General features: G+C 40.5%; 13 protein-coding genes. 8 read left to right on the top strand and 5 right to left on the bottom strand.

The window, feature by feature from the left end; translation table 11 throughout:
* Positions 1–27 precede the first annotated feature (27 nt).
* Positions 28–3,219 carry a SusC/RagA family TonB-linked outer membrane protein gene (locus BVH04_RS16140; RefSeq protein ID WP_086542502.1) on the bottom strand — a complete coding sequence of 1,064 codons (3,192 nt, stop codon included), beginning with the start codon at positions 3,217–3,219 and terminating at the stop codon, positions 28–30.
* 1,279 nt (positions 3,220–4,498) lie between these two features.
* The gene (locus BVH04_RS16130; RefSeq protein WP_086542500.1) at positions 4,499–6,316 is read right to left on the bottom strand and encodes an alkaline phosphatase; all 1,818 of its coding nucleotides are present in this window, start codon (positions 6,314–6,316) and stop codon (positions 4,499–4,501) included.
* A gap of 252 nt (positions 6,317–6,568) precedes the next feature.
* Here BVH04_RS16130 and BVH04_RS16125 point away from each other — a divergent pair, with 252 nt between their 5' ends.
* From BVH04_RS16125 to BVH04_RS16095, 6 genes are all read left to right on the top strand, one after another.
* Entirely contained in the window at positions 6,569–7,648 is a 1,080-nt protein-coding gene (locus BVH04_RS16125; protein WP_086542499.1) for a phosphatidylinositol-specific phospholipase C1-like protein, read from the top strand.
* Between the two features lie 56 nt (positions 7,649–7,704).
* Positions 7,705–9,504, top strand: a complete 1,800-nt coding sequence (locus tag BVH04_RS16120) for a metallophosphoesterase family protein (protein WP_086542560.1) — start codon at positions 7,705–7,707, stop codon at positions 9,502–9,504.
* Between the two features lie 467 nt (positions 9,505–9,971).
* Positions 9,972–11,726 (top strand): BamA/TamA family outer membrane protein, encoded by a 1,755-nt coding sequence (locus tag BVH04_RS16110; protein ID WP_086542497.1) that lies wholly within the window; start codon positions 9,972–9,974, stop codon positions 11,724–11,726.
* Between the two features lie 526 nt (positions 11,727–12,252).
* Positions 12,253–13,452, top strand: coding sequence for a glucuronyl esterase domain-containing protein (locus tag BVH04_RS16105; RefSeq protein ID WP_086542496.1), 1,200 nt, complete (start codon positions 12,253–12,255; stop codon positions 13,450–13,452).
* Positions 13,453–13,515: 63 nt separating this feature from the next.
* Complete coding sequence (locus tag BVH04_RS16100) at positions 13,516–14,514, top strand: sialidase family protein (protein WP_086542495.1); 999 nt, start codon at positions 13,516–13,518, stop codon at positions 14,512–14,514.
* Positions 14,515–14,535: 21 nt separating this feature from the next.
* Entirely contained in the window at positions 14,536–15,465 is a 930-nt protein-coding gene (locus tag BVH04_RS16095; protein WP_086542494.1) for a dihydrodipicolinate synthase family protein, read from the top strand.
* A 210-nt stretch (positions 15,466–15,675) separates the two neighbouring features.
* Here BVH04_RS16095 and BVH04_RS16090 read toward each other — a convergent pair whose 3' ends face one another.
* The 3 genes from BVH04_RS16090 to BVH04_RS16080 are packed head-to-tail and all read right to left on the bottom strand — an operon-like array spanning position 15,676 to position 18,489.
* Positions 15,676–17,061: an NAD(P)(+) transhydrogenase (Re/Si-specific) subunit beta gene (locus BVH04_RS16090; protein ID WP_086542493.1), complete on the bottom strand. Its 1,386-nt coding sequence runs from the start codon at positions 17,059–17,061 to the stop codon at positions 15,676–15,678.
* The gene (locus BVH04_RS16085) at positions 17,058–17,345 is read right to left on the bottom strand and encodes an NAD(P) transhydrogenase subunit alpha (RefSeq protein WP_086501027.1); all 288 of its coding nucleotides are present in this window, start codon (positions 17,343–17,345) and stop codon (positions 17,058–17,060) included. The genes BVH04_RS16090 and BVH04_RS16085 overlap by 4 nt, the downstream gene beginning before the upstream one ends.
* Positions 17,346–17,364: 19 nt before the next feature.
* On the bottom strand, positions 17,365–18,489 hold the full coding sequence (locus tag BVH04_RS16080) for a Re/Si-specific NAD(P)(+) transhydrogenase subunit alpha (RefSeq protein ID WP_086542492.1): 1,125 nt from the start codon (positions 18,487–18,489) through the stop codon (positions 17,365–17,367).
* 408 nt (positions 18,490–18,897) lie between these two features.
* Between BVH04_RS16080 and BVH04_RS16075 the strand changes: the two genes are divergently transcribed.
* Positions 18,898–20,358: a Gfo/Idh/MocA family protein gene (locus tag BVH04_RS16075; RefSeq protein WP_086542491.1), complete on the top strand. Its 1,461-nt coding sequence runs from the start codon at positions 18,898–18,900 to the stop codon at positions 20,356–20,358.
* A 294-nt stretch (positions 20,359–20,652) separates the two neighbouring features.
* Positions 20,653–20,886 carry a sialidase family protein gene (locus tag BVH04_RS16070; RefSeq protein ID WP_086542490.1) on the top strand — a complete coding sequence of 78 codons (234 nt, stop codon included), beginning with the start codon at positions 20,653–20,655 and terminating at the stop codon, positions 20,884–20,886.
* The last annotated feature ends 165 nt before the right edge of the window (positions 20,887–21,051 follow it).

Below are 21,051 nucleotides of genomic sequence, written 5' to 3'. Positions count from 1 at the left end.
GTTATATCGCTTATAGTTGACAATGGATTAAAGAGTTACCTGCAAACCGAACATGAAGATTGTCGGTCTTGGATAACTGTGCCAGTTCATACCCTGAGAAAAAACATTACTTCCGGTTCCACCACGTATTGGTGATGTCTCTGGATCTCCGTTAACATCCTTTCCAACCAATAAGAAGAAATTCTGCGCTGAAGTATATGCTCTCAATCTGCTTAGTTTAATGGCGCTAGTTACGTTTGAAGGGAAATTATATCCTAACAAAAGGTTTCTTCCTCTCAAAAACGAACCATCTTTAACCCAGTGAGAATCCACATTGGTCACATATCCTGCACGGGTATCACGGATTTCTGCGATCATTGTGTTCTGATTTTGTGGAGTCCACGCGTTCAATACAGAGGTGTAGCTATTTGCCAGTGCCTGACGGTCTTCACTTGGATGAAGTGTCATGTCTAGTATATCATTCCCTACGCTGTACTGAAGCTCGATGGTAAGATCGAAATTGTATAGTCTGAAACTGTTAGAGATAGCTCCCCAGAAATCAGGGTTACCGTTACCTATAATCATTCTATCCGAATCGTTGATTGCTTTGTCACCATTGACATCCAGGTACTTTATATCACCTGGGAGTATAGTCAGTCCATTTCTATAACTGACAAATTCTGCAGCCTCTGCTCGTTCAGCCTCACTCCATGTACCTAATCTTGTCAAACCCCAGAAAGCACCTACTGGCTCTCCAACTCTGATAATATTAGTCTGGTTAGTGAAATTAGGCCCACCAACTCCAAATATATCTGCTGGTGTAGCTAAAGAAAGCACCTTGTTTCTGTTTAGAGATAAGTTAAATGAAGTATTCCAACTAAAATTAGCTTTTTCAAAATTCACAGAATTAAGTGTGAACTCAACCCCCTTATTTTCCATCGAACCTACATTGCTTCGAATAGTCGCATAGCCGCTGGTTCTTGGTACGGGCGAATCCAATAGCATGTCGGTAGTCTTTCTATAATACAGATCAACTTCTACATTCAATCGATTATTGAACATTCCCAACTCAACTCCAAAATCTGTCTGGGCTGTTTTCTCCCATCTAAGGTCAGGATTTGCCAGTCTATTGATACCAGTTCCGCCCACTTGATTCTCATTATAAATAGCCGAATAATTAGAACTTAACAGTGATAGTGACGAGTATGGAGGAATCTCAGAGTTACCTGTCAAACCGTAACTAGTTCTCACTTTCAAGTTAGAAATGGTCTGGTTTCCTTTCAGGAATCCCTCTTCGGAAACTCTCCATGCCACAGCGGCAGAAGGGAAAAAGGCATATTTATTATTGTCACCGAATTTGGAAGACCCATCCGCACGACCAGTGGCAGTGAACAAATACTTATTATCCAAAATATAATTAACTCTAGCAAAGTATGAGTTCAGTGCTTCACGAGAAGCTCCAGAACCTACTCTTGGCAGCTGGCTACCTGCTCCTAAGTTATTATATAGGAAGTAGTCAGTGGCAAAATTCTGAATACTTGCATTCATACCTGTAAAGTTGTTTTCCTGCCATGAGATACCCAAAAGGGCATTGATAGCATGTCTTTCAGCAAAGACCTTATTATACGTCAGGTAGTTTTCCAGTGACCAGAAGGTATCTTTTCTCATACTTTTGGAAGCTGTTCCACTTTGACCAATCGCCAAAGTCCTTGTCTCAGATCTATCGTTTTCCTGAGTAAGGATATTAACTCCCAAAGCTGTTCTCATTTCTAAGGCATCAGAGAATTTAATATTGGTATAAGCACTTCCCAGAGTAGTTTGAGTATTCAGGATGTACTTTCTACCAGCCAATCTATGCGCTGAACTCATAGTACCTTCCGCAAATGGATAATCACGGTTATTTGCAAATGTCCCATCCTCATACTTCACAGGTAGGAATGGAAAATCTTCGACCATTTGTCTAGCAACTGCATCACTTACGTCCACCAGATTCTCAGTTTGATTATTATAGCTGAGACTTCCACCTACTGTCAACCAGGATTTCACCTTATCCTCCATGGTAAATCGGGTAGAATACCGCTTTTGATAAGAAGTTTTAACTAAACCCTGATCATCTCTGTAGCCCAGAGAAAGTGAATAAGTGGTACGCTCATTTCCTCCAGAAAAACCTAATTGATGGTTTTGGGAAAGCTTATTTTGTGTAGTTTCTTCAAGCCAATCTGTATCGAAAAGCGGATTACCCTGACTATCGAAAATACGTGGGTCAGTTCTTCTAAGCGCTGGATTGAGATAAGCCCATTTTCCAGCTGCCCAACCTTGAGGATCATACTTTGCCATATTTGCCCAGGCTAGATCCTCTGTTGCTAGGTATTGTGCTGCATTCAATACTTTAGGTCTATTTGGGCCAATGATAGGCACACTTATGTCCACATTGTAAGTCACTACACCTTCTCCAGATCTACCCTTCTTGGTAGTAATTAGGATAACTCCGTTAGCACCTCTAGATCCATAAATGGCGGTAGAAGAGGCATCCTTAAGCACCTCCACAGAAACTATGTCATTGGGATTGATATAGTCTATCGCATTAGTCTGCTGATCAAACGTACCTACTGGCATCTGAACCCCATCTATCACATAAAGAGGGTTGTTTGATGAATTGATAGAACTAAACCCTCTGATTCTGACAGTGGTTCTTCCTCCTGGTCTTCCAGAGTTATTGTTGACCTGTACACCGGATACTCTACCTGCCAAGGCTTGATTCAAAGAGGATGCTGGACGCTCATTAAGTGCTTCAGCACTTACAGACCCTACTGATCCAGTCAAATCACTCCTCCTTGTAGTTCCGTATCCGATTACAACTACTTCATCCAAAGCTGTAGCGTCAGGCTGAAGGGTTACATTGATAACAGTCTGACTTCCTACTGTAATACGCTGCGGATCATAACCTATATAAGAGAAAATCAACTCTGCATTATCGGGCACTGTAATAGAGAATTCCCCATCTATATCAGTAATGGTACCTGTAGTAGTACCCACGACTGAAACTGTAGCACCGGGAAGAGGTAAGCCAGTTTCATCCATAACTTTTCCGGTGACAGTCACCGCTTCCTTAATTAATTCGAAAATTGGCTCAGAGTAAGCGCTAGCGAGGGCAATAGAGCTAAATATTAGCTGAATTATGAATCCATACAGGATTCTTTTAGACATCCACAAGAGTCGTCTTTGTAAATATATTTTCATGTTTTGTGAGGTTTATTGGTATTCTTGATTAAAAACATTCCCGTAGTTGAATTTCAAAATACAGGTGGTCGGGTATTGTGCAGTGAGGAATTCCCTGAAATATCAACTGCTCCTTATAAAGGACTGATTGAGTATGGCATTGGCAATTTGTTTTATTTTAACAATCAATTAAAAATTTGTTACTTTTTATTACAGCTCATTTTTCAAAACTGTACCACATTATTCGTCTCTCTTAAAAATTAGATCCTTTATAATCAAATCAACAATCACATTTTGCTGTAAAAAAGCTAGTTAATTCGAAACCAATGACTGTTTGTGGCTAAGTAGGTAATCCCTAAACCTCTAAGCAATAATTCTTTAAAATCAAATCTGCTTTCATAAATTCTATACCCCAAATTAGAGAAATTATTGGTCTTTCTGGCTCTGTTAATTAAAAAATTCGCAAAACTTCATCTAGAGATAATCTGCCTTTTTGATCATATCGGACCCTCTCCTAAGTGAATTTACCCATTATGAATAAAAAGCTAGCGCGTACTTTTAACGTTTCTCAGAAATTTACAAACCTCTACAAAATGAACTTTTGCCTAAACTTAAAGTTTATCAATCCTCACAAAAAATCTACATGAATAAACATCGATTTAGTTTACAGGAATATACAATGGGAGGATTTATATAGGCTGTAGGATAATCGTCCGATTCATTCTTTCCTTCGTCCGCTATTGATACATAAACTGATCTTAAGATGTTCTTTAATTACCCTGAAAGCATTTTTTTGAAAATGGAACAAACATTGAGTTCATAGCTAAAAAATAATTAATATGATAAGTTTCCTGCTTTGGTGTATTCTATTGGTGGTATGCTGGCCCTTGGCAATAATAGGCTTATTGCTCTACCCTATTTTCTGGTTGATCTTACTCCCTTTTAGGCTATTGGGCTTTGCGATAGATCTTTCCTTCGATTTTGTTCGAAATCTCTTTATGCTCCCTTTCACTATTGCTGGAAGAAGGTAAGCATGTTCTAAAATTTAAGACTCCCAAACTTGGCTAAAGGTAATATCAGGAGTTTCATGGAAGTTCTGATCTGCCAATTGCTCAGTTGATCAGTCTCAGTCACAGACGGCAGTTTGCACACTGCATTTTCTTAAACCGAAGTGCTGTGACCTGCCCTAACGCCAGGCAGACTTAGAACCACAAGAGCTAGAATCTAACTAATAACATTGCGCTCTGCGCAAAAATCATTGTGTCCAGCGGGGTTAAAAGATTTTCAGGAAAGCCGGAGGCTAGTTGTCATGATACTTCTCCACCAATTTCATAATCTTATGGAAAACAGCTGAGATCTCATATACACCCCTGAAATCTCCCGAGTGCGCTCCATACGCAAATATTGGGACCATAATTCCTGTATGATCATCACTGTGATATGCCAGTTCTACGGTAGAAGAGGCTATATCTCCCTGAGGAATCGATACTCCACCTGTCTCGTGATCTGCAGTGATGATAAGCAAGGTATTGGGATGCGCATCCACATACTGGAGTACTTTTCCTATGACTTCGTCAAAATCCAGCATTTCGGACACAATCGTAGAAGTACTGTTGGCATGCCCGCCGGAATCAATATTAGCAGCCTCCACCATCAGAAAAAATGGAGACTTTTTTTGCTCGAAAAAGTCAAGTGCGAAAGTGGTGCTGTTCAGTAAATAATCACCTCTCCCGTCAAGTTTTTTGGGCAAAGACCCTCTTGCAGCAAAATAACCTATGCGATCAGCATCAGTCGGTTCTAACTTTTCCACCAGGTTAAAGCCTGCATTCTCTAGATTTTCCGCCTGAGAAGCAAAACTATCCCCACCTCCACCAATAAATAAATCCAATTTGCTCTTGGGTAAATAAGCAGCGATCTGATCAGAATTATCTCGCTCAGGATGATGCGCATAGAAAGATGCGGGTGTTGCCCCAGTCAGTTGATCAGTCGTGATTACCCCACTTGAGAATCCATACTCATCCAGAATATCAGGTAAATTGTTCAATGAGTTACCCTCTGAATCTACTCCAATAGCTCGGTTATTTGTTTTCTCACCTGTTGCATAAGCAGTCGCGCCAGCAGCTGAATCGGTGGTAAAATCATCCGCAGCCTGAGTTTTAACAAAACCTATATTTTTTAGCTGAGTAAGATTTAGCTGATTATCATTGGCAAACAAAGCAGCGGAGATCTGTGCCAATCCATTGCCATCTCCTATCATGAGAATCACGTTTTGCATAGGCACTTCAGCCCCATCCACTTCGAGTTTCGGCTGGTAAACTTCATGTTTTGAGGTATTCTGATAGACATTCTCACCCAGCTTACTCAGGTAATCAGCAGCATCTATCGGATAATCTGTATTGATATAATCCTCACCCATTTCATGAAAAGCCTTCCAAGCAGACTTGCTATCCGGGGAACCCCAAAAGCGAACTGGCTTATCAAAGCTATGAACTAAGTCAATGAAGTTTTGAAGCTTCACGCGTTGATCTTCCACCATTCTTCCTTTTCCATTCCAGATGGAAAACTGTCGAAAACTCAAGCTCACCATTCCTATTTTAGCCCAAGGCAAATCGGTAGACAATTCCTTGCTCTGGTAATCAAAAAGCATCCATGCAGGATAATTCTTATAATCTTCAGAGGTTGGTCTATTTCCGGAAATAATCAATTTCAGTCCGTCAGGATTATCAGTACTATAGAGAATGTCTTCATAGTTCTTCATGCTTTCTACCAAAACTTCCAGCGTAGAATATGCCTCTGTCTTTAGATCTACCAGCAAATGGAAGTTGATCGAAGAAATCAACCCATTTTCTATTCCCTCTGCAATCGGATCCAAATACAAACTTTCGATAGTTCGCTTTGGGTCAATGCTGGCAATTTCATGAGCTGCCATCAATTTCCCATCTTTCAAAATGACATCTACTTCAATAGATGATGCCCCAGCTGAAAAGGCAGTCCAAAAAGGCACAGTCTGTAAGTAATCGTTGTGAGAGTGAATTTGAAATTGTGGGGGATTCTGAGCAGAAACCTGAAAAGCAACTAGCAAAAGCAGTAAAAGCTGAATTGGAAAGAATTTATGCATTTCTAAAATTAGGGTATTCTAAAGTATATAGTAGTAGGTCTAATATAAAAAAGCCAGAGCTTAACAAATTCATAAAGTGCATATATCCCAAATCTGGTGCAATGGCGGACTTGAATTTCATAGCATCATGGTATTAAATCCTTTATACATAATTACACTTTCTCAGCCCTTTTGAAAACATAACAAAAAAGTGAAGCGATATTTCAGAATTCCAATCAAAAAAGATGAAAATTGCCACCTAAATTATTCACTATGAAATCCACCACTTGCTTTATTCTCACAGTTTTTTACCTGTTCTTTTCCTCACTCCTTTCAGCGCAAAACGTAAAGCTCAATCAGATTCAAGTAATCGGCAGTCATAACAGTTACAAAAGCCAAATGGCTCCTGAGCTTCTGGAGTACTTATCCAAAGTGAATCCAGCAGCTGCTCAAAGCTTAGAATACGCGCATATCCCATTAGAATCTCAGCTGGATCTTGGCTTAAGGAATCTCGAACTTGACGTATTTCACGATCCGGAAGGCGGAAGATATTCCAACCCAAAAGGCTTGGATATAATAAAAAGCAGTGGTGGAACCACCCCGAATTATGACCCAAGCAATGCCCTTTCCAAACCTGGACTGAAACTATTTCATGTACAGGATCTTGATTTTCAATCACATTACTTACTCTTTGCAGATGCACTGAAAGCACTTAAAAAGTGGAGCGAAAGCCACCCAGAGCATTCTCCAATTTTCATTTTGATCAATGCGAAAGATGGAAATATACCAAGCACCAGAGCTACTTTGCCCTTCACATCTGCGGCTCTAGATAGCATTGATTTAGAAATCAGAACGCATTTAGGATTAGATCATTTGATCACACCAGATAGGGTAAGGGGGAAATACGCTGATCTGGAAACAGCCGTTCTCGCTGGGAATTGGCCAAGTTTAGATGATGTAAGAGGTAAGTTTCTGTTTGTCCTGGATGAAAGCGAAGAGAAAATTGACCGATATCTCACAGCCAAACCTAATCTGAAAAATGCTGTACTTTTTGTAAATAAAAAGGAAGGTAATCCTAGCGCAGGGTTTAGAATCATCAATGATCCCATAGAGAATGAAGGATATATAAAAGATCTCGTCAAAAAAGGATATATGATCCGAACTCGCGCAGACTCAGACACCAAAGAGGCAAGAAATGAAGATTATTCAAAGTTCGAAAAAGCAAAATCATCGGGTGCCCAGGTGATTTCAACCGACTATTATAATCCATCCACTTTCTTCAAATCTGATTATAAAGTTAATTTCGGAGAAAGCGTATATGAAAGAGTTAATCCGGTTCTGATCAACAACTAGCGACACTTTTACTGATTTTGAATAAAAAACACTTTATACCAACCATTCTTGGCGCAGTGATACACTTACTATGCGCTAATATTCCTTTGCTTGCTCAAACCGGAACGGCTGAAATTGCTTTTCTCTCGGACATCCATCTTCAGGATGTATATGCTGACTTAGGCTCTAATGCATTTAAAGGAGTATTCAATCCAAAAACCGGTAGGTTCGCCACCATCCGGACTATGAAAAGCCAGTTGAATTCCACGCGGCTATTCAATGAAAACTATTTTGCTTTCATCAGCGCTTTGGAAGATCTGAAGAAAAAAGAAATCCAAATCGTAGTACTTCCTGGCGACTTCACAGATGACGGTCAGCCAATGAATGTGCTGGCTTTGAAGGAAATCTTGGATCAATACGCAACAGATTCAGGCATGCGGTTTTTCCTGACCACTGGGAATCATGATCCTGTAAAGCCTTTTGGAGGGATAGCCGGGAAAAGTGATTTTCTTGGAGTCGATGGCTCGGAGCAAGCAATCGCAGGTTCTACGGATTTCTTTACTGCTTCCTCTGTCGCTATTTCTGATCAGATCAACTACTGGGGTTATCCTGAGATCACCAAGGCACTTGGTGATTATGGCTTTTTCCCAAGTCAAAAAGATCTTTTCTGGTCACATCCATTCGAAGAACTCGATTATGAAAACTATACGTTCGAGCGAGCTCAAGATTCTTCACAACTTGAAAAAAGAGTATATCCTGTCGGAAATTCAGGACTTTTCTTACCCGATGCAAGCTATGTAGTGGAACCTATTGAGGGAATCTGGCTTCTTGCGCTGGATGGAAATGTATATACGCATTCTGGAGGTGAATCAAAGGAAAGTTGGAAAGGATCTTCTGTAGGATTCAACCAAGCGTCTATTTTTAAAAAACATCAATTAGACTGGATCAAAAAAGTAGCTGATGAAGCTGAGAAACTTGGGAAAACCTTGATTTCGTTCAGTCATTATCCTTTAGTAGAATTTCATGATGGAGCTTCCGATGCAATGAAATCGCTATTTGGCCCCCGAAAATTCCAGCTAGAGCGAGTTCCATCTGCAGAAACCAGCAAGTTGTACGCAGATGCCGGAATGAGACTTCACTTTGCCGGCCACATGCATATCAATGACACTGGTCTTTATGAAAATCAACCAGACAACACCATGTATAATATTCAAGTACCTTCCTTAGCAGCTTTTCCACCAGCATATAAAACTGTCAAAATCGACCATCAAACTCAGTTTGAAATCGAAACGACAACTCTTACCGAAGTGGATCATATGAATGAATTTTTTGATCTCTATAGAATGGAGCATCGCTGGCTTTTGGAAAATCAAATCCCAGACATTTGGGATAGTACGATCCTAGCATCCAAAGACTATTTTGAGTACACTCGAAATCATTTGCTGGAATTGACAGAATTAAGATTTATCCCTTCAGATTGGCCAGAAAATCTTGTAGTGCTGTTAAAGGCACTGAACAATAATGAGCTGAATCAATGGAGCAAAATGACTGAGAAGGATGGAAACTTATTTCTTGAAGACAAATTGAAAGAACTGAAAACATCCAGTTCATCAAAAACTAAAAGCCATAAGATTATTGAAGATTTTTACCTTTTGAAAAATGGAGATGAGATTGGGAAAAGGCTCATTCCCCAGGAAAGGATCACTTTTTATGAACAGTTGCTTTCTTCGGTTTCCCGAAAAACTTATGCTCAAGACGCTAATCTAAATTCAGACCTGGTTCAGTTTTTCCGTATTTTTGAAATGCTCTTTGAGTCTCTACCTTCAGATCATTTCCGCATCGACTTGAAGAAGAATACAATTGAAAGGATAGATTAGCTGCCTCTCGTCTTAAATCGCTTTTCTTCAAAATACCCTCTAGATCGTGAACACCCTTGTCTACTTCAGAGTTGCTTTACAACCGTGAGCTAAAAACTAGAAACTCCAAGACTTCTTTGTCAATTATCAAAAATTTTATAAAACGGCTATGAATTAAGGCAATCACTTCAGGATTTTTTTGAAGAACAGAATTTAAACAGTAGAACACCAGTTCTTTGTGAACGCCCAAATTCTGATTTCTGAAACTTAGCGTTGAAACCCCTATTTTGAAGAGCGACTCCTGCATACTCAAACATCCGAAATCCGAACAACTTCTTTCTAATACACAGGCCTATTTTGTGAGAATGGCAGAGAAAATGCAATGAATCAACTATACTCTTTTACTTATTAATAGGTAGATGTCTTCATTCTAATCATTATGGATAAACTTGTCTAATTCGTCATTCAAAGCGCTTTTATTCTTTCTTATGCTGATAGGTGTAAGAGAGAACCTTTTTGCCCAAGACGAGAATGACACCTCTAAAGTCTCAATAACTAAGAAAGCACTGGACAAAGGCATGGATCTGATTACCAGATCTAATAGGGACAGCGTTCTGGTAGAAAAGGCAGAGGTGAAATTCCTCCCTTATGAAGGCCTGATCATCCGAAATATTACAGTGGAAAACCTGGGATTTGAATTTTCTATTTATGGCAAACAAAAGCCGATAGTCAAAAAAGTGGGGAGAATCGCGAATAAACTACATACGAATACAAGAGAAAAAACCATTCGGCAACATCTATTTATCAAAGAAAACCAAAGGCTTAACCCCTACAAATTGGGTGATAACGAGCGATTCCTTAGAGACCAACCATTTATCTTAGAAAGCCGGATCGTAGCCACAGCGGTTGCCGGCACGGATTCTGTAGATTTAGCTGTCATCACTCGGGATATTTTCAGTATTGGTGGATCTGTAGGCGGCAGCTTCCCTAGTGCTCCATTGTTTAAACTTTATGATGCAAACGTAGATGGACGAGCGCAGGGCTTCGAGTTTGATATTCTATTTGACACAGACAGAACTCCCAAGACGGGAGTAGCTTTTTCCTACACCAAAAGTAGCGTGATGGGGAGTTTTGCGGATTTAGCATTCTATTACACCCAGTTGAATACGGGCCTAAGTCTAGGCGATGAGATCGAATATGCCACGGGAATCAGCTTGGAAAGGCCGTTAATTTCCCCTTATTCAAAAGTAGCCGGAGGAGCTGGCTGGAGTCAGAACTGGTCAAAAAATGTGAAAAACAGGCCGGATTCAGCTTTTTTAGATTACAAATACAACGTAAGTAATTTTTGGGTAGGCTATAATTTTGGTTCAGCGAAAACCCTGCAAAACAGAAGAAGAGAATTTGTAGCTCTGCGGATATATGATGGATATTTCATCAATTATCCAGATCAAGAAGAGGTAGCTTACGACAGAAGGTACAATAATGGTTCTGGCGTTTTAGCTGAATTTACTCTCTATCAACAAGACTTTTTCAAAACTCAATATGTCTATGGTTTTGGGCGGACAGAGGACATTCCTTTTGGATATAATCTGACGACTACCTTGGGGTACACGAAAACCATGGGATTTGAAAGGCCTTACGCAGGCATCAATCTAAATTATAAAGGCGCCTCGAAAAGCGGAAGTTTCTATGAATTAATCTTCAAAGCAGCCAGCTACTTCCGAAATGGGACGTATGAAGACGGCGCTATCCAGACTGGAGGCACTTTCTATACCCAAGCTTTTTCCATAGGCAAATACAAAATCAGAAATTCAGCATCAGGTTTTTATACTCAACTGTTCGATAAAGTAACCAATGATTGGTTGACGATTCGAGGCAATACCATTCCTGGGATTCGGATAATTGAAGTTGACGCTATACAGCGAATTTCCTTAGGGTTTGAATCCAGCCTTTTTACGCCCTGGTCTCTTGTTGGATTCCGAATAGCACCTTTTAGCTCTTTTTATTGGGCAAAATTGAAGTGTGCATCTTGCATAAATAAGAATCAAAACTTTACGGGAATAAGCTTAGGAGCCAGGATCAGAAATGAAAACCTGATTTTCGGAACCATTGAAATAAAGGGAACTTTCATTCCAAATGATGACGAAGGGAATTCCAAATTTGCCTTTAGCTTCCGCAAAAACCTGAGATTTAGAAAATCAGATGTTTTTGTATTTGCTCCGGATTTGATCAATTATAATTGATTTCGAGAGTACGTTTAAAGGGTGAAGCATTCCTATCCCAGAAGTTTCGGAGAATTATGTGCTGCAGCTGATCTATGGAAAGTCATTTTTTGTGACAATTTTTATTAGCCAGAGCTTTTCACGGCGTGCATTTTAGTGTAATGATGCTTCTCCACAAGCTGTATATGATTTTCGTACCCATTTTTTAGGTCCAAATTCACAATAGTTTTATTTCATCTATAGAAAGTGTCCTCTTGCGTACGAAACCGACTGAGAGCTGCAGAAGAAGACTTAGTTACCTAAGTTCCATTCTTTGAAATAGAAAAATACTGCTGCGGCCGACAATATCCAAGCATCCCTAATTTCGAAAAACTATGGGAAAGGAAGGGTAAAAAGGACTGATGCATGGCTTCAGGAATCGCTTAAATTTGAAGTGATTTGGTTGGTTAAAACCCAAACACTTTGGTAAAACACAGTAATTCACTAGCTTTTAATAAATTATTCTAACATCTCAAAGATCGTTGGGATTCAGATCACCTTACAAATCATGGCATTCAAACCCAACCTAATTCTTTTCTTTTTGTTAGTCAACTATTCTTTGTCCATGGCTCAGACCCACGTTAATTACGAAGAAAGCAAGGTTCCTGACATCACTCTTCCTGACCCATTTGTTAGCCTGAGAGGCAAGCTCATCAGCACGCAGCAAGATTGGGAGGAGGTTCGTAGGCCTGAGATTCTAAATCTTTTCCGTGAATATGTCTATGGAAATATCCCGACTGACTTTGATCAGATTTCATTTTCTGAAGTACAGGAAAGCCAAAATCCATATCCGGAAAAAGCAACACTGAAAGAAGTGAACATAACAGTTTCCAGAAAGGGAAAATCACACACAATGCGTCTGAATGTGTTTGTACCCAAAACTGAAAAAGGTCCATTCCCAATTTTCCTACTAATCAATCACCGAGCAGAACATGCAGATGGAAACCTAGTAGAAAAAGGATATTGGCCTGTTTCGGAGTTGATTGATCGAGGCTATGCCACCGCTTCCTTTCATGGAGAGACAGTTGCTCCAGACGATGCGGAAAGATTTTCCGAAGGAATTCTAAATACACTCTATCCTGAGGAGCTCACCAAAGCAGATGGCATGAGGACGTTTGGAGCTTGGGCTTGGGCAGCGATGCGCGCAATGGATTATTTTGAACAAGACCCTTTATATGACACAAGAAAATCTGCCTTAGCTGGTCACTCCCGATCAGGGAAAGCCACTCTTTGGACTGCTTCGAATGATACACGCTGGTCTGTGGTCTTGGCAAATGAATCAGGATGTGGGGGTGCCGCGATTTCCAGAAGAAAATATGGTGAGACAGTTGCTGTAATCAATGCCAGTTTTCCTCATTGGTTTGCAGATAACTTTAAAGCCTTCAATCATCAAGAGGAAACTCTACCGGTAGATCAGCATATGCTAGCCACATTGATTGCACCACGTGCTCTTTACTTCGCCAGCGCCCGTGGTGATCAATGGGCAGATCCAAAAGGTGAGTATATTTCTATGCAGCTGGGAAGTCGGGTCTATTCCGAAATCTATAATCAAGATGTTAAATTCCCGCTGGATTTTGAAGAACTTGAATCGCCTATAATCCAACCTTTAGCCGGCTATCATATCCGTGAAGGTAAGCATAACCTGACTTTGGAGGATTGGAAGCATTTTATGGATTTTGCTGAAATCCATTGGAAGAAAGTCAGGTAAGGACGGGATACCACCTCTTTTTCAAAAACTTAACTTATATATAATCAAACTCATAACTACCCCATGCAAACCCTACTTTTCATCCTTTCCATTTTCAGCTTTTTCCCCAAATCTGACAAGCCAACTGTAAAAATTCTGAGTTCTGGATTTATCTATGAAGAAGCACCTTTTCCGCAGTGCCATGCTTCTACGCTGGTGGAGACAGATAATGGAATTTTAGCATCCTGGTTTGGCGGGACTCACGAGCGACACCAGGATGTGAGTATTTATACTTCAAGACTTACAAATGGAAGCTGGTCTACACCAGAGATGGTGGCCGATGGTGTGGAAAGTCCAACGTTGCGCTACCCAACTTGGAACCCAGTTCTCTACAAAAAAGATGATGGGGAAACAGTCCTTTATTACAAAATAGGCCCTAATCCTAGAGACTGGTGGGGAGTCTACAAAACCTCTTCGGATGAAGGAAAAATCTGGTCAGAGGAAATAAAAATCCCTGACAATCTCCTTGGCCCTATCAAAAATAAACCTGTAAGACTAGCAGACGGGACTATACTCTACCCCAGCAGTTTTGAAACTCAGAAAAAATGGACCCTTCATGTGGAATCATCCGATCAGAACCTGGAAAATTGGAAGAAAACTGAAATCGAAAATGGAGATTTCAATGCTATACAGCCTACCGTGTTTTTTCACCCAGACGGTAAACTACAGATGCTATGCCGTACCCAAGAAGGCAAAATTGGTGTCACTTGGTCGGAAGACCAAGGTAAGAGCTGGACGCCTATCGTAGCGAGTAATTTAGTCAATAACAATTCAGGGATCGATGGAGTCACACTTTCAAACGGCTACCACTTGTTGGTTTTAAACCCGATCAAAAAAGGCCGAAACAAGCTTTCCCTTTTTGGTTCGTCGGACGGAGTAAACTGGGAAGAATTGGTAAAACTGGAAGATGAGAAAAAGGGGGAGTTTAGCTACCCAGCGATCATTCAAGCCAAAGATGGTACGGTGCATATTTCTTATACTTACAATCGTGTCAAAGTGAAAACCGTATCAGTGAAAATTTAAAACCACCAACAAAAACTAGCCATGCCTCTCTCTAAACCCTTCCGCGGGATTATACCACCCTTAATCACACCCCTCAACGAAGACTTCACACTTGATTACCTGAGTTTGATCAAAACGATCGATCACGTTATTTCCGGTGGAGTAGATGGGATTTTTATTCTAGGCACTACTGGAGAATTTTCCAGTCTTAGTCCAGAAGTAAAAAATGAGCTGATTTCCATGACTTGTGCCAAAGTAGATGGCCGCATCCCTGTGCTGGTAGGAATCACGAATTGTTCGTTCAATGAAAGTCTAAAACTGGCTGCAAAAGCGAAGAATTCAGGAGCAAAAGCTGTAGTCGCTGCACCGCCTTTCTACATGAATATTGATCAGAAAGAATTAATTAACTACTACCAAAAACTAGCGGATCAAGTTGAATTGCCTCTTTTATTATATAATATGCCGTCCCATACTGGAATCAACATTGACACCAATTCAGTTGAAGTCCTATCCAATCACCCTAATATAATTGGCATCAAAGACAGCTCGGGAGATTTATCCTACTTCGAATCATTGTGTGATTTGTTTAGGGAAAAACAAGATTTCACGTTACTAGTTGGGCCAGAGGAACACCTGCTACAGACGATGAATATGGGGGGACATGGCGGAGTTTGTGGAGGAGCAAATTTATTTCCTGCGCTCTATGTCAAGCTTTATGAAGCCATATTAACCAAAAATTCCGACCGAATCCAAGCTTTACAAGTGTCTGTCTTATTCTTAAGCAAGAACCTTTATACTCATGGTAATTACCAATCTGATTATTTAAAAGGACTAAAAGCTTCCATGGCATTTTCTGGACTGTGCAAAGGGATTTTGGCAATGCCCCTTTTTGCCTACTCCAAAGAAGAAAAAGAGAGCCTTCGTAAAAAATATGATGTGGTAGAAGCAAGAATCAAGTCTATATTAAAGTAAATCAGTCTACCCACCCCACCTACTAAAACGAGCGACCTGGAATCCAGACCGCTCGTTTTGTAAATTACACTAATTTGATTATCTAATATTCTGCCTGTTCAAAGCAAAAACAACGTGGAAGTTTGCAACTTCTACTTCGGTCTTCGGTCTTCCTGCCCGTTTGTTCTGATAAACCCTTTTAATAAAACTATTCAGTTTATAAAAACTCTATTACATCTCCTTCATTTCAGAGACTATTTTGGAAATAGTCTGCTTGGCATCTCCGAAGAGCATCAGGCAGTTTGGATAGCCAAATAGCTCATTTTCTACACCTGCATAGCCTTTGCCCATACTTCGCTTACACACAATTACTGTCCTCGCTTTATCGGCATTCAAGATCGGCATACCATAAATTGGGCTTTGAGAATTGTTCCTAGCTGCTGGATTTACCACGTCATTTGCGCCGACGACCAGCACCAAATCCGTGTTTGGAAATTCATCGTTGATAGATTCCATTTCTATCAGTTTATCATAAGAGATATTTGCTTCTGCCAGAAGCACATTCATGTGTCCCGGCATTCTCCCTGCAACCGGGTGAATGGCAAACTTGAAGTCAATGTTTCTCTTTTCACATTGCTCCATCAATTCACGGATCACATGCTGCGCCTGAGCAACTGCCATTCCATAACCTGGAACCACGATGACAGATGAAACTCCGTCAAACAACATAGCTGTTTCCTCTACTCCAATTTCTTTCACATTTATAGTTGGCCCATCCCCTTGTACCTCATTCACCGTCTGTCCAAATCCCCCTAACAGCACATTCACCAAAGATCGATTCATTGCTTTACACATGATCTGAGTCAGGATGATCCCAGACGCTCCGACCAGTGATCCTGCCACGATTAACACGTTATTATTTAGTATAAAACCAGTAGCACAAGCCGCCATTCCTGAGTAAGAATTCAGCAAGGAAATCACCACTGGCATATCTGCGCCTCCGATGGGAATCACAGTCAAAATGCCCAAAACCAGCGCAATCACGATCAGTATAATAATCAGAATCGGGTCAGTCTGGTCAATTACTGTGAAGACTGCTGCGGTCAAAAATCCTAGAAACAAAATCAGATTTATCGGATGCTGACCTTTGAACGTAATTGGCGAACCTGAAATATTTCCATTTAGCTTCAGATAAGCTACTAATGAACCTGTGAAAGTAAGGCCTCCAATAAAAACAGAAACAATGATACTGATCACAGTCACCAGCTCGATGGATTCCATATTGACTTCCGTCCTCAGGAAATAGTCCGAAAGCGCAACAGAAAATGAAGCCAATCCACCAAATCCGTTGAAAATCGCGACCATTTCAGGCATTTTGGTCATCTCAACTTTATTGGCATAATAAAGACCAATCGCTGAGCCCAAGACGATGCAGGCAAAAATTTCTACAAGAGAAATCGCATCAATCTGAAGCATGGTCGCCACAATGGCTATCAACATACCCAAGGCTGAAAGACGATTTCCTTTCCGTGCCGACTGGGTTTTATTCATCATTTTCATCCCCAACACAAACAGGATGGAGGCTGCCAAATAGGCTAATTCTATGGCTAAACTCATTTCTTCTTGAACATTTTAAGCATACGATCTGTGACAGTGTAGCCGCCGACTACGTTGATGGTGGCGAGCACCAAGGCAACCATTCCCAGCCATTTACTTAGGGTGGTATAGCCCATTTCATTGCAGGCCAAAAGTGCACCTACTATGGTGATGCCCGAAATCGCATTGGAACCAGACATCAACGGTGTATGCAAGGTAGGGGGGACTTTCGCGATCAGTTCAAATCCCAGAAAACTTGCCAGAACAAGTATATAAATCAGAATAATTAATGCTTCTGAGCTCATAATATGGAAGGGTTAAATCTTATTTATTTAAAATTTTATTGGTGAATTCATGGACCACTTGACCTTCGTAAGTGATCAAAACTCCTTTAGTGATTTCTTCCTCACGATCGAGATTGAATCCATCTTTGGTTGCCAAATGCATAAGCAGCGTGCTAATATTCGTAGCATAAAGTTGACTTGCGTTGGTAGAGAGAAGGGATGGCAAGTTTGATTCACCGATGATGGTCACGCCATATTTTCGTACGATTTGATCCTTCTCGGAGATCTCACAATTTCCACCGGACTCCACAGCCATATCTACGATCACCGCACCTTTTTTCATGCTTTTGACCATATCTTCTGTCACTAGAATTGGAGATTTTTTCCCCATCACCAAAGCAGTGGTAATCACCAGATCCGAATCCTTGATTTTACTTTGAATGAGTTCTTTCTGCTTTTGCAAAAACTCAGCAGAAACCTCAGCAGCGTATCCACCCTCCACTTTTACCTCTTCTGCTCCTTCGACAGTCAAAAACCGCCCACCTAAAGACTCTACCTGCTCCTTGGTCTCAGGACGCACATCACTTACTTCTACGACTGCTCCCAATCTTTTGGCAGTAGCGATTGCTTGTAGACCAGCCACTCCAGCGCCGAAAATCAAGACCTTTGCAGGAGTGATCGTACCAGAGGCGGTCATCATTAGTGGAAAAATTTTCTCCAGATAATTTGCTCCCAAAATTACCGATTTATATCCGGCGAGATTGGCCTGAGAACTCAAACAGTCCATTTTCTGCGCTCGGGAAATCCTAGGAACAGCATCCATAGAAAAGGACATGATGGATTTCTTATTCAATTCGTCCAGTATTTCGGGATGATTATAGGCATACATAATGGAGATGCATGCCCCGCCATTTTTCATCTGAGCAACTTCTTCTTTCGAAAAAATATTGACCTTAAGTAGAACATCCGCAGCAAATACCTCCTGTGGACTACCTACAGTAGCACCAGCTTCAGTATAATCTTTATCAGAAAAATTAGATCCAACGCCAGCATCATTCTCTACTGTGACAGAAAACTCTTTCTTGATTAATTGCTTGATGACATCAGGACTGAGTGCTACCCTACGTTCTCCTTCCTTCATCTCTTTTAAAACTCCTATTTTCATTTCAGGCTAGTTGAATTTATTATTTCAAAGCTATTTGGTTTCAATATATTCAAAGAAACTAGGAAATTCTTGCATTGGCTACCTGCATTATCCTGATTTTTTACTATTTGTTGATAATTTCCATCGGTAAATGGAAAAAGTAAAAAATAAAACATAAACCAAAAAAATGGATTACCCGCAAAATACAATCGATTGCACAATGATTTTCAAATCACTTCTTGTTAGCCTTACATTTTTTTTCGAAAAAGTATGGAACATTACTCGGCGCATTGATCAAATTTGATTTTCAGATATTTTCAGCCTTTACCACTGATCATTCCATATCCACGTTTTAAAAACAAACAGGATTCATCCAAAAAAATAAATCCCTATTTTAGAACACTTATTTGACTTTAACCTAATAACCTCATGCACAAACCCAAGAAAAATTCTGAAGGACAAACCCGACGGGATTTTATCAAAAATGCAGCAATTGCCTCCTCATTCATGATTGTTCCCCGGCATGTGCTGGGCGGTGTTGGCTTTATTGCTCCAAGTGATCAATTGAATTTAGCAGCAATCGGAGCCGGAGGAAAAGGTGCCAGCGATATTAGAAATGCCTCAGTAAATGGGCGTGAGAGAGTTACTGCACTATGTGATGTTGATTTTTCGGGATCTGCCAAAGCCTCAGTAGAGAGATTCCCAGATGCAAAACGGTATGCTGATTTCCGCGAAATGCTCGATAAAGAAAAGGATATCGATGCGGTGACCATTTCTACCCCAGATCACGTTCACGGTCCGGCAGCCAAATATGCGATGGAGCGTGGCAAGCACGTGTATGTTCAGAAGCCAATGACTCATAACATCAAGGAAGCAAGAATGCTGACTGAAATGGCAAGAAGTCAAAAAGTGGTAACCCAAATGGGAAATCAAGGTGGTTCAAACGAGCTATTGAAACTTGTACAAAAATGGGTAGATGACGATAAAATTGGTAAGATCTCTAAAGTAGAAGTTTGGACAAACAGACCTGTATGGCCTCAAGGCGGTGCTTTCCCTAAACCAACACCAAGCGCTAAGCCAGATGCATTGAACTGGAATCTATGGCTAGGCCCGTCTCCAGAGATTCCTTATACACCAGATCTTCACCCGTTCAGCTGGAGAGGGTGGTGGAATTACGGTACTGGAGCATTAGGTGATGTAGGATGTCACCTGATCGATATTCCTTTCAGAACTTTAGGCTTACATTATCCTACTGACGCAGAATGCAGTGTAGGATCGGTATATAGTGGCATGTGGACACCGGATTATCATCCCGCTGGATGTCCTGCTTCCTCGTTCATTTCATTGAATTTTGCGGCTACCGCCAAAAGCAAGTCACCTATTAATATGACTTGGATGGACGGTGGTATCAAACCAGCTCACCCAGATATTATTCCTGCCGATCAGGAAATAGGCGGTGGAGCAAATGGTGTATTGATCATCGGTGAAAAAGGCATAATCGCTACCAATATCAATGACAGCTCTCCATTGAAGCCTAAGCTGTACTTGAATGACGGTACTCAGGAATTTGGACCTCAAACGGAAGAAAACATTGAACCGGAATATGGACACCAGAGAAAATGGGTGGATGCTTGTAAGGCAGGTTTTGGAAGCGCTGAGCACAAAGGTTTGACTTCTTCATTCGACTATGCTGGACCGATGACTGAAACTGTTTTAATGGGTAACCTAGCGATACGCAGCTATATGCTTCGTAGAGAAAACAGTAAGGGACAGCCAGAATTCTACGGACGTAAAAAACTACTTTGGGATGGTGACAAACTTCTTATCACTAACTTTGAAGAGGCCAACCAATTTGTTGGAAGAACGTACCGAGAAGGATGGGAGATCTAATCCCTCACCAAAAATGAATCATTCGAAACCCGTTCAAATTGATTTTGAACGGGTTTCGATATTTTAAAATAAAAGTGTAAATCAGCCAAAAAAAGAATCCTTCTAGCTTAAAATCTCATTCTTTGAAGTGCATTATATTCAACTATCATGTGAAAAAAAAAGGTTTTGGGCTGAAAAGTGAAAAATATTTTAGAAGGAAGTAATAATAATTAGGATTTTATCCATAAATACTTTGCTTAGTTTTTTTTTAAACGACAAGCATTCTTAGATTGGCAATAATTAAATAAATAATAAATGGCACAAATGATTAAAAAGGGAAAAGAACTAATACGTATCTGCCCTACCAACCTGCTTAAAATTGAATATTCGGTCGATGAAGGCGAGACTTGGAATCAACGATATATGGGGAATCCAGCGAGTCCAGGAGAATTTACAGACCTTGCCGATGGAGGTAAAGAATTATTAGGAGAAGGCCCAAAAGGGAATTTTTATTCAAAGAATAAGGGCAAATCCTGGCATAAAAGATAGCAACTACTCAGGTATTTCCAGCTTCCCTTAGGCGTATATTGCTAGTTCATCACTCAAGATTCACATATTTTGAAGAACTAATTCTATTTCCGCTTATAGCTGGTGATCAATCAAGCGAGTTTGAACTAAAAGTTAATTTATAGTTACATTTTGGGCTAAATGATT

The sequence above is a fragment of the Algoriphagus antarcticus genome, from assembly GCF_002150685.1.
GTDB classification, from domain to species: domain Bacteria; phylum Bacteroidota; class Bacteroidia; order Cytophagales; family Cyclobacteriaceae; genus Algoriphagus; species Algoriphagus antarcticus.
This window is presented reverse-complemented; position numbering and strand designations above follow the sequence as displayed.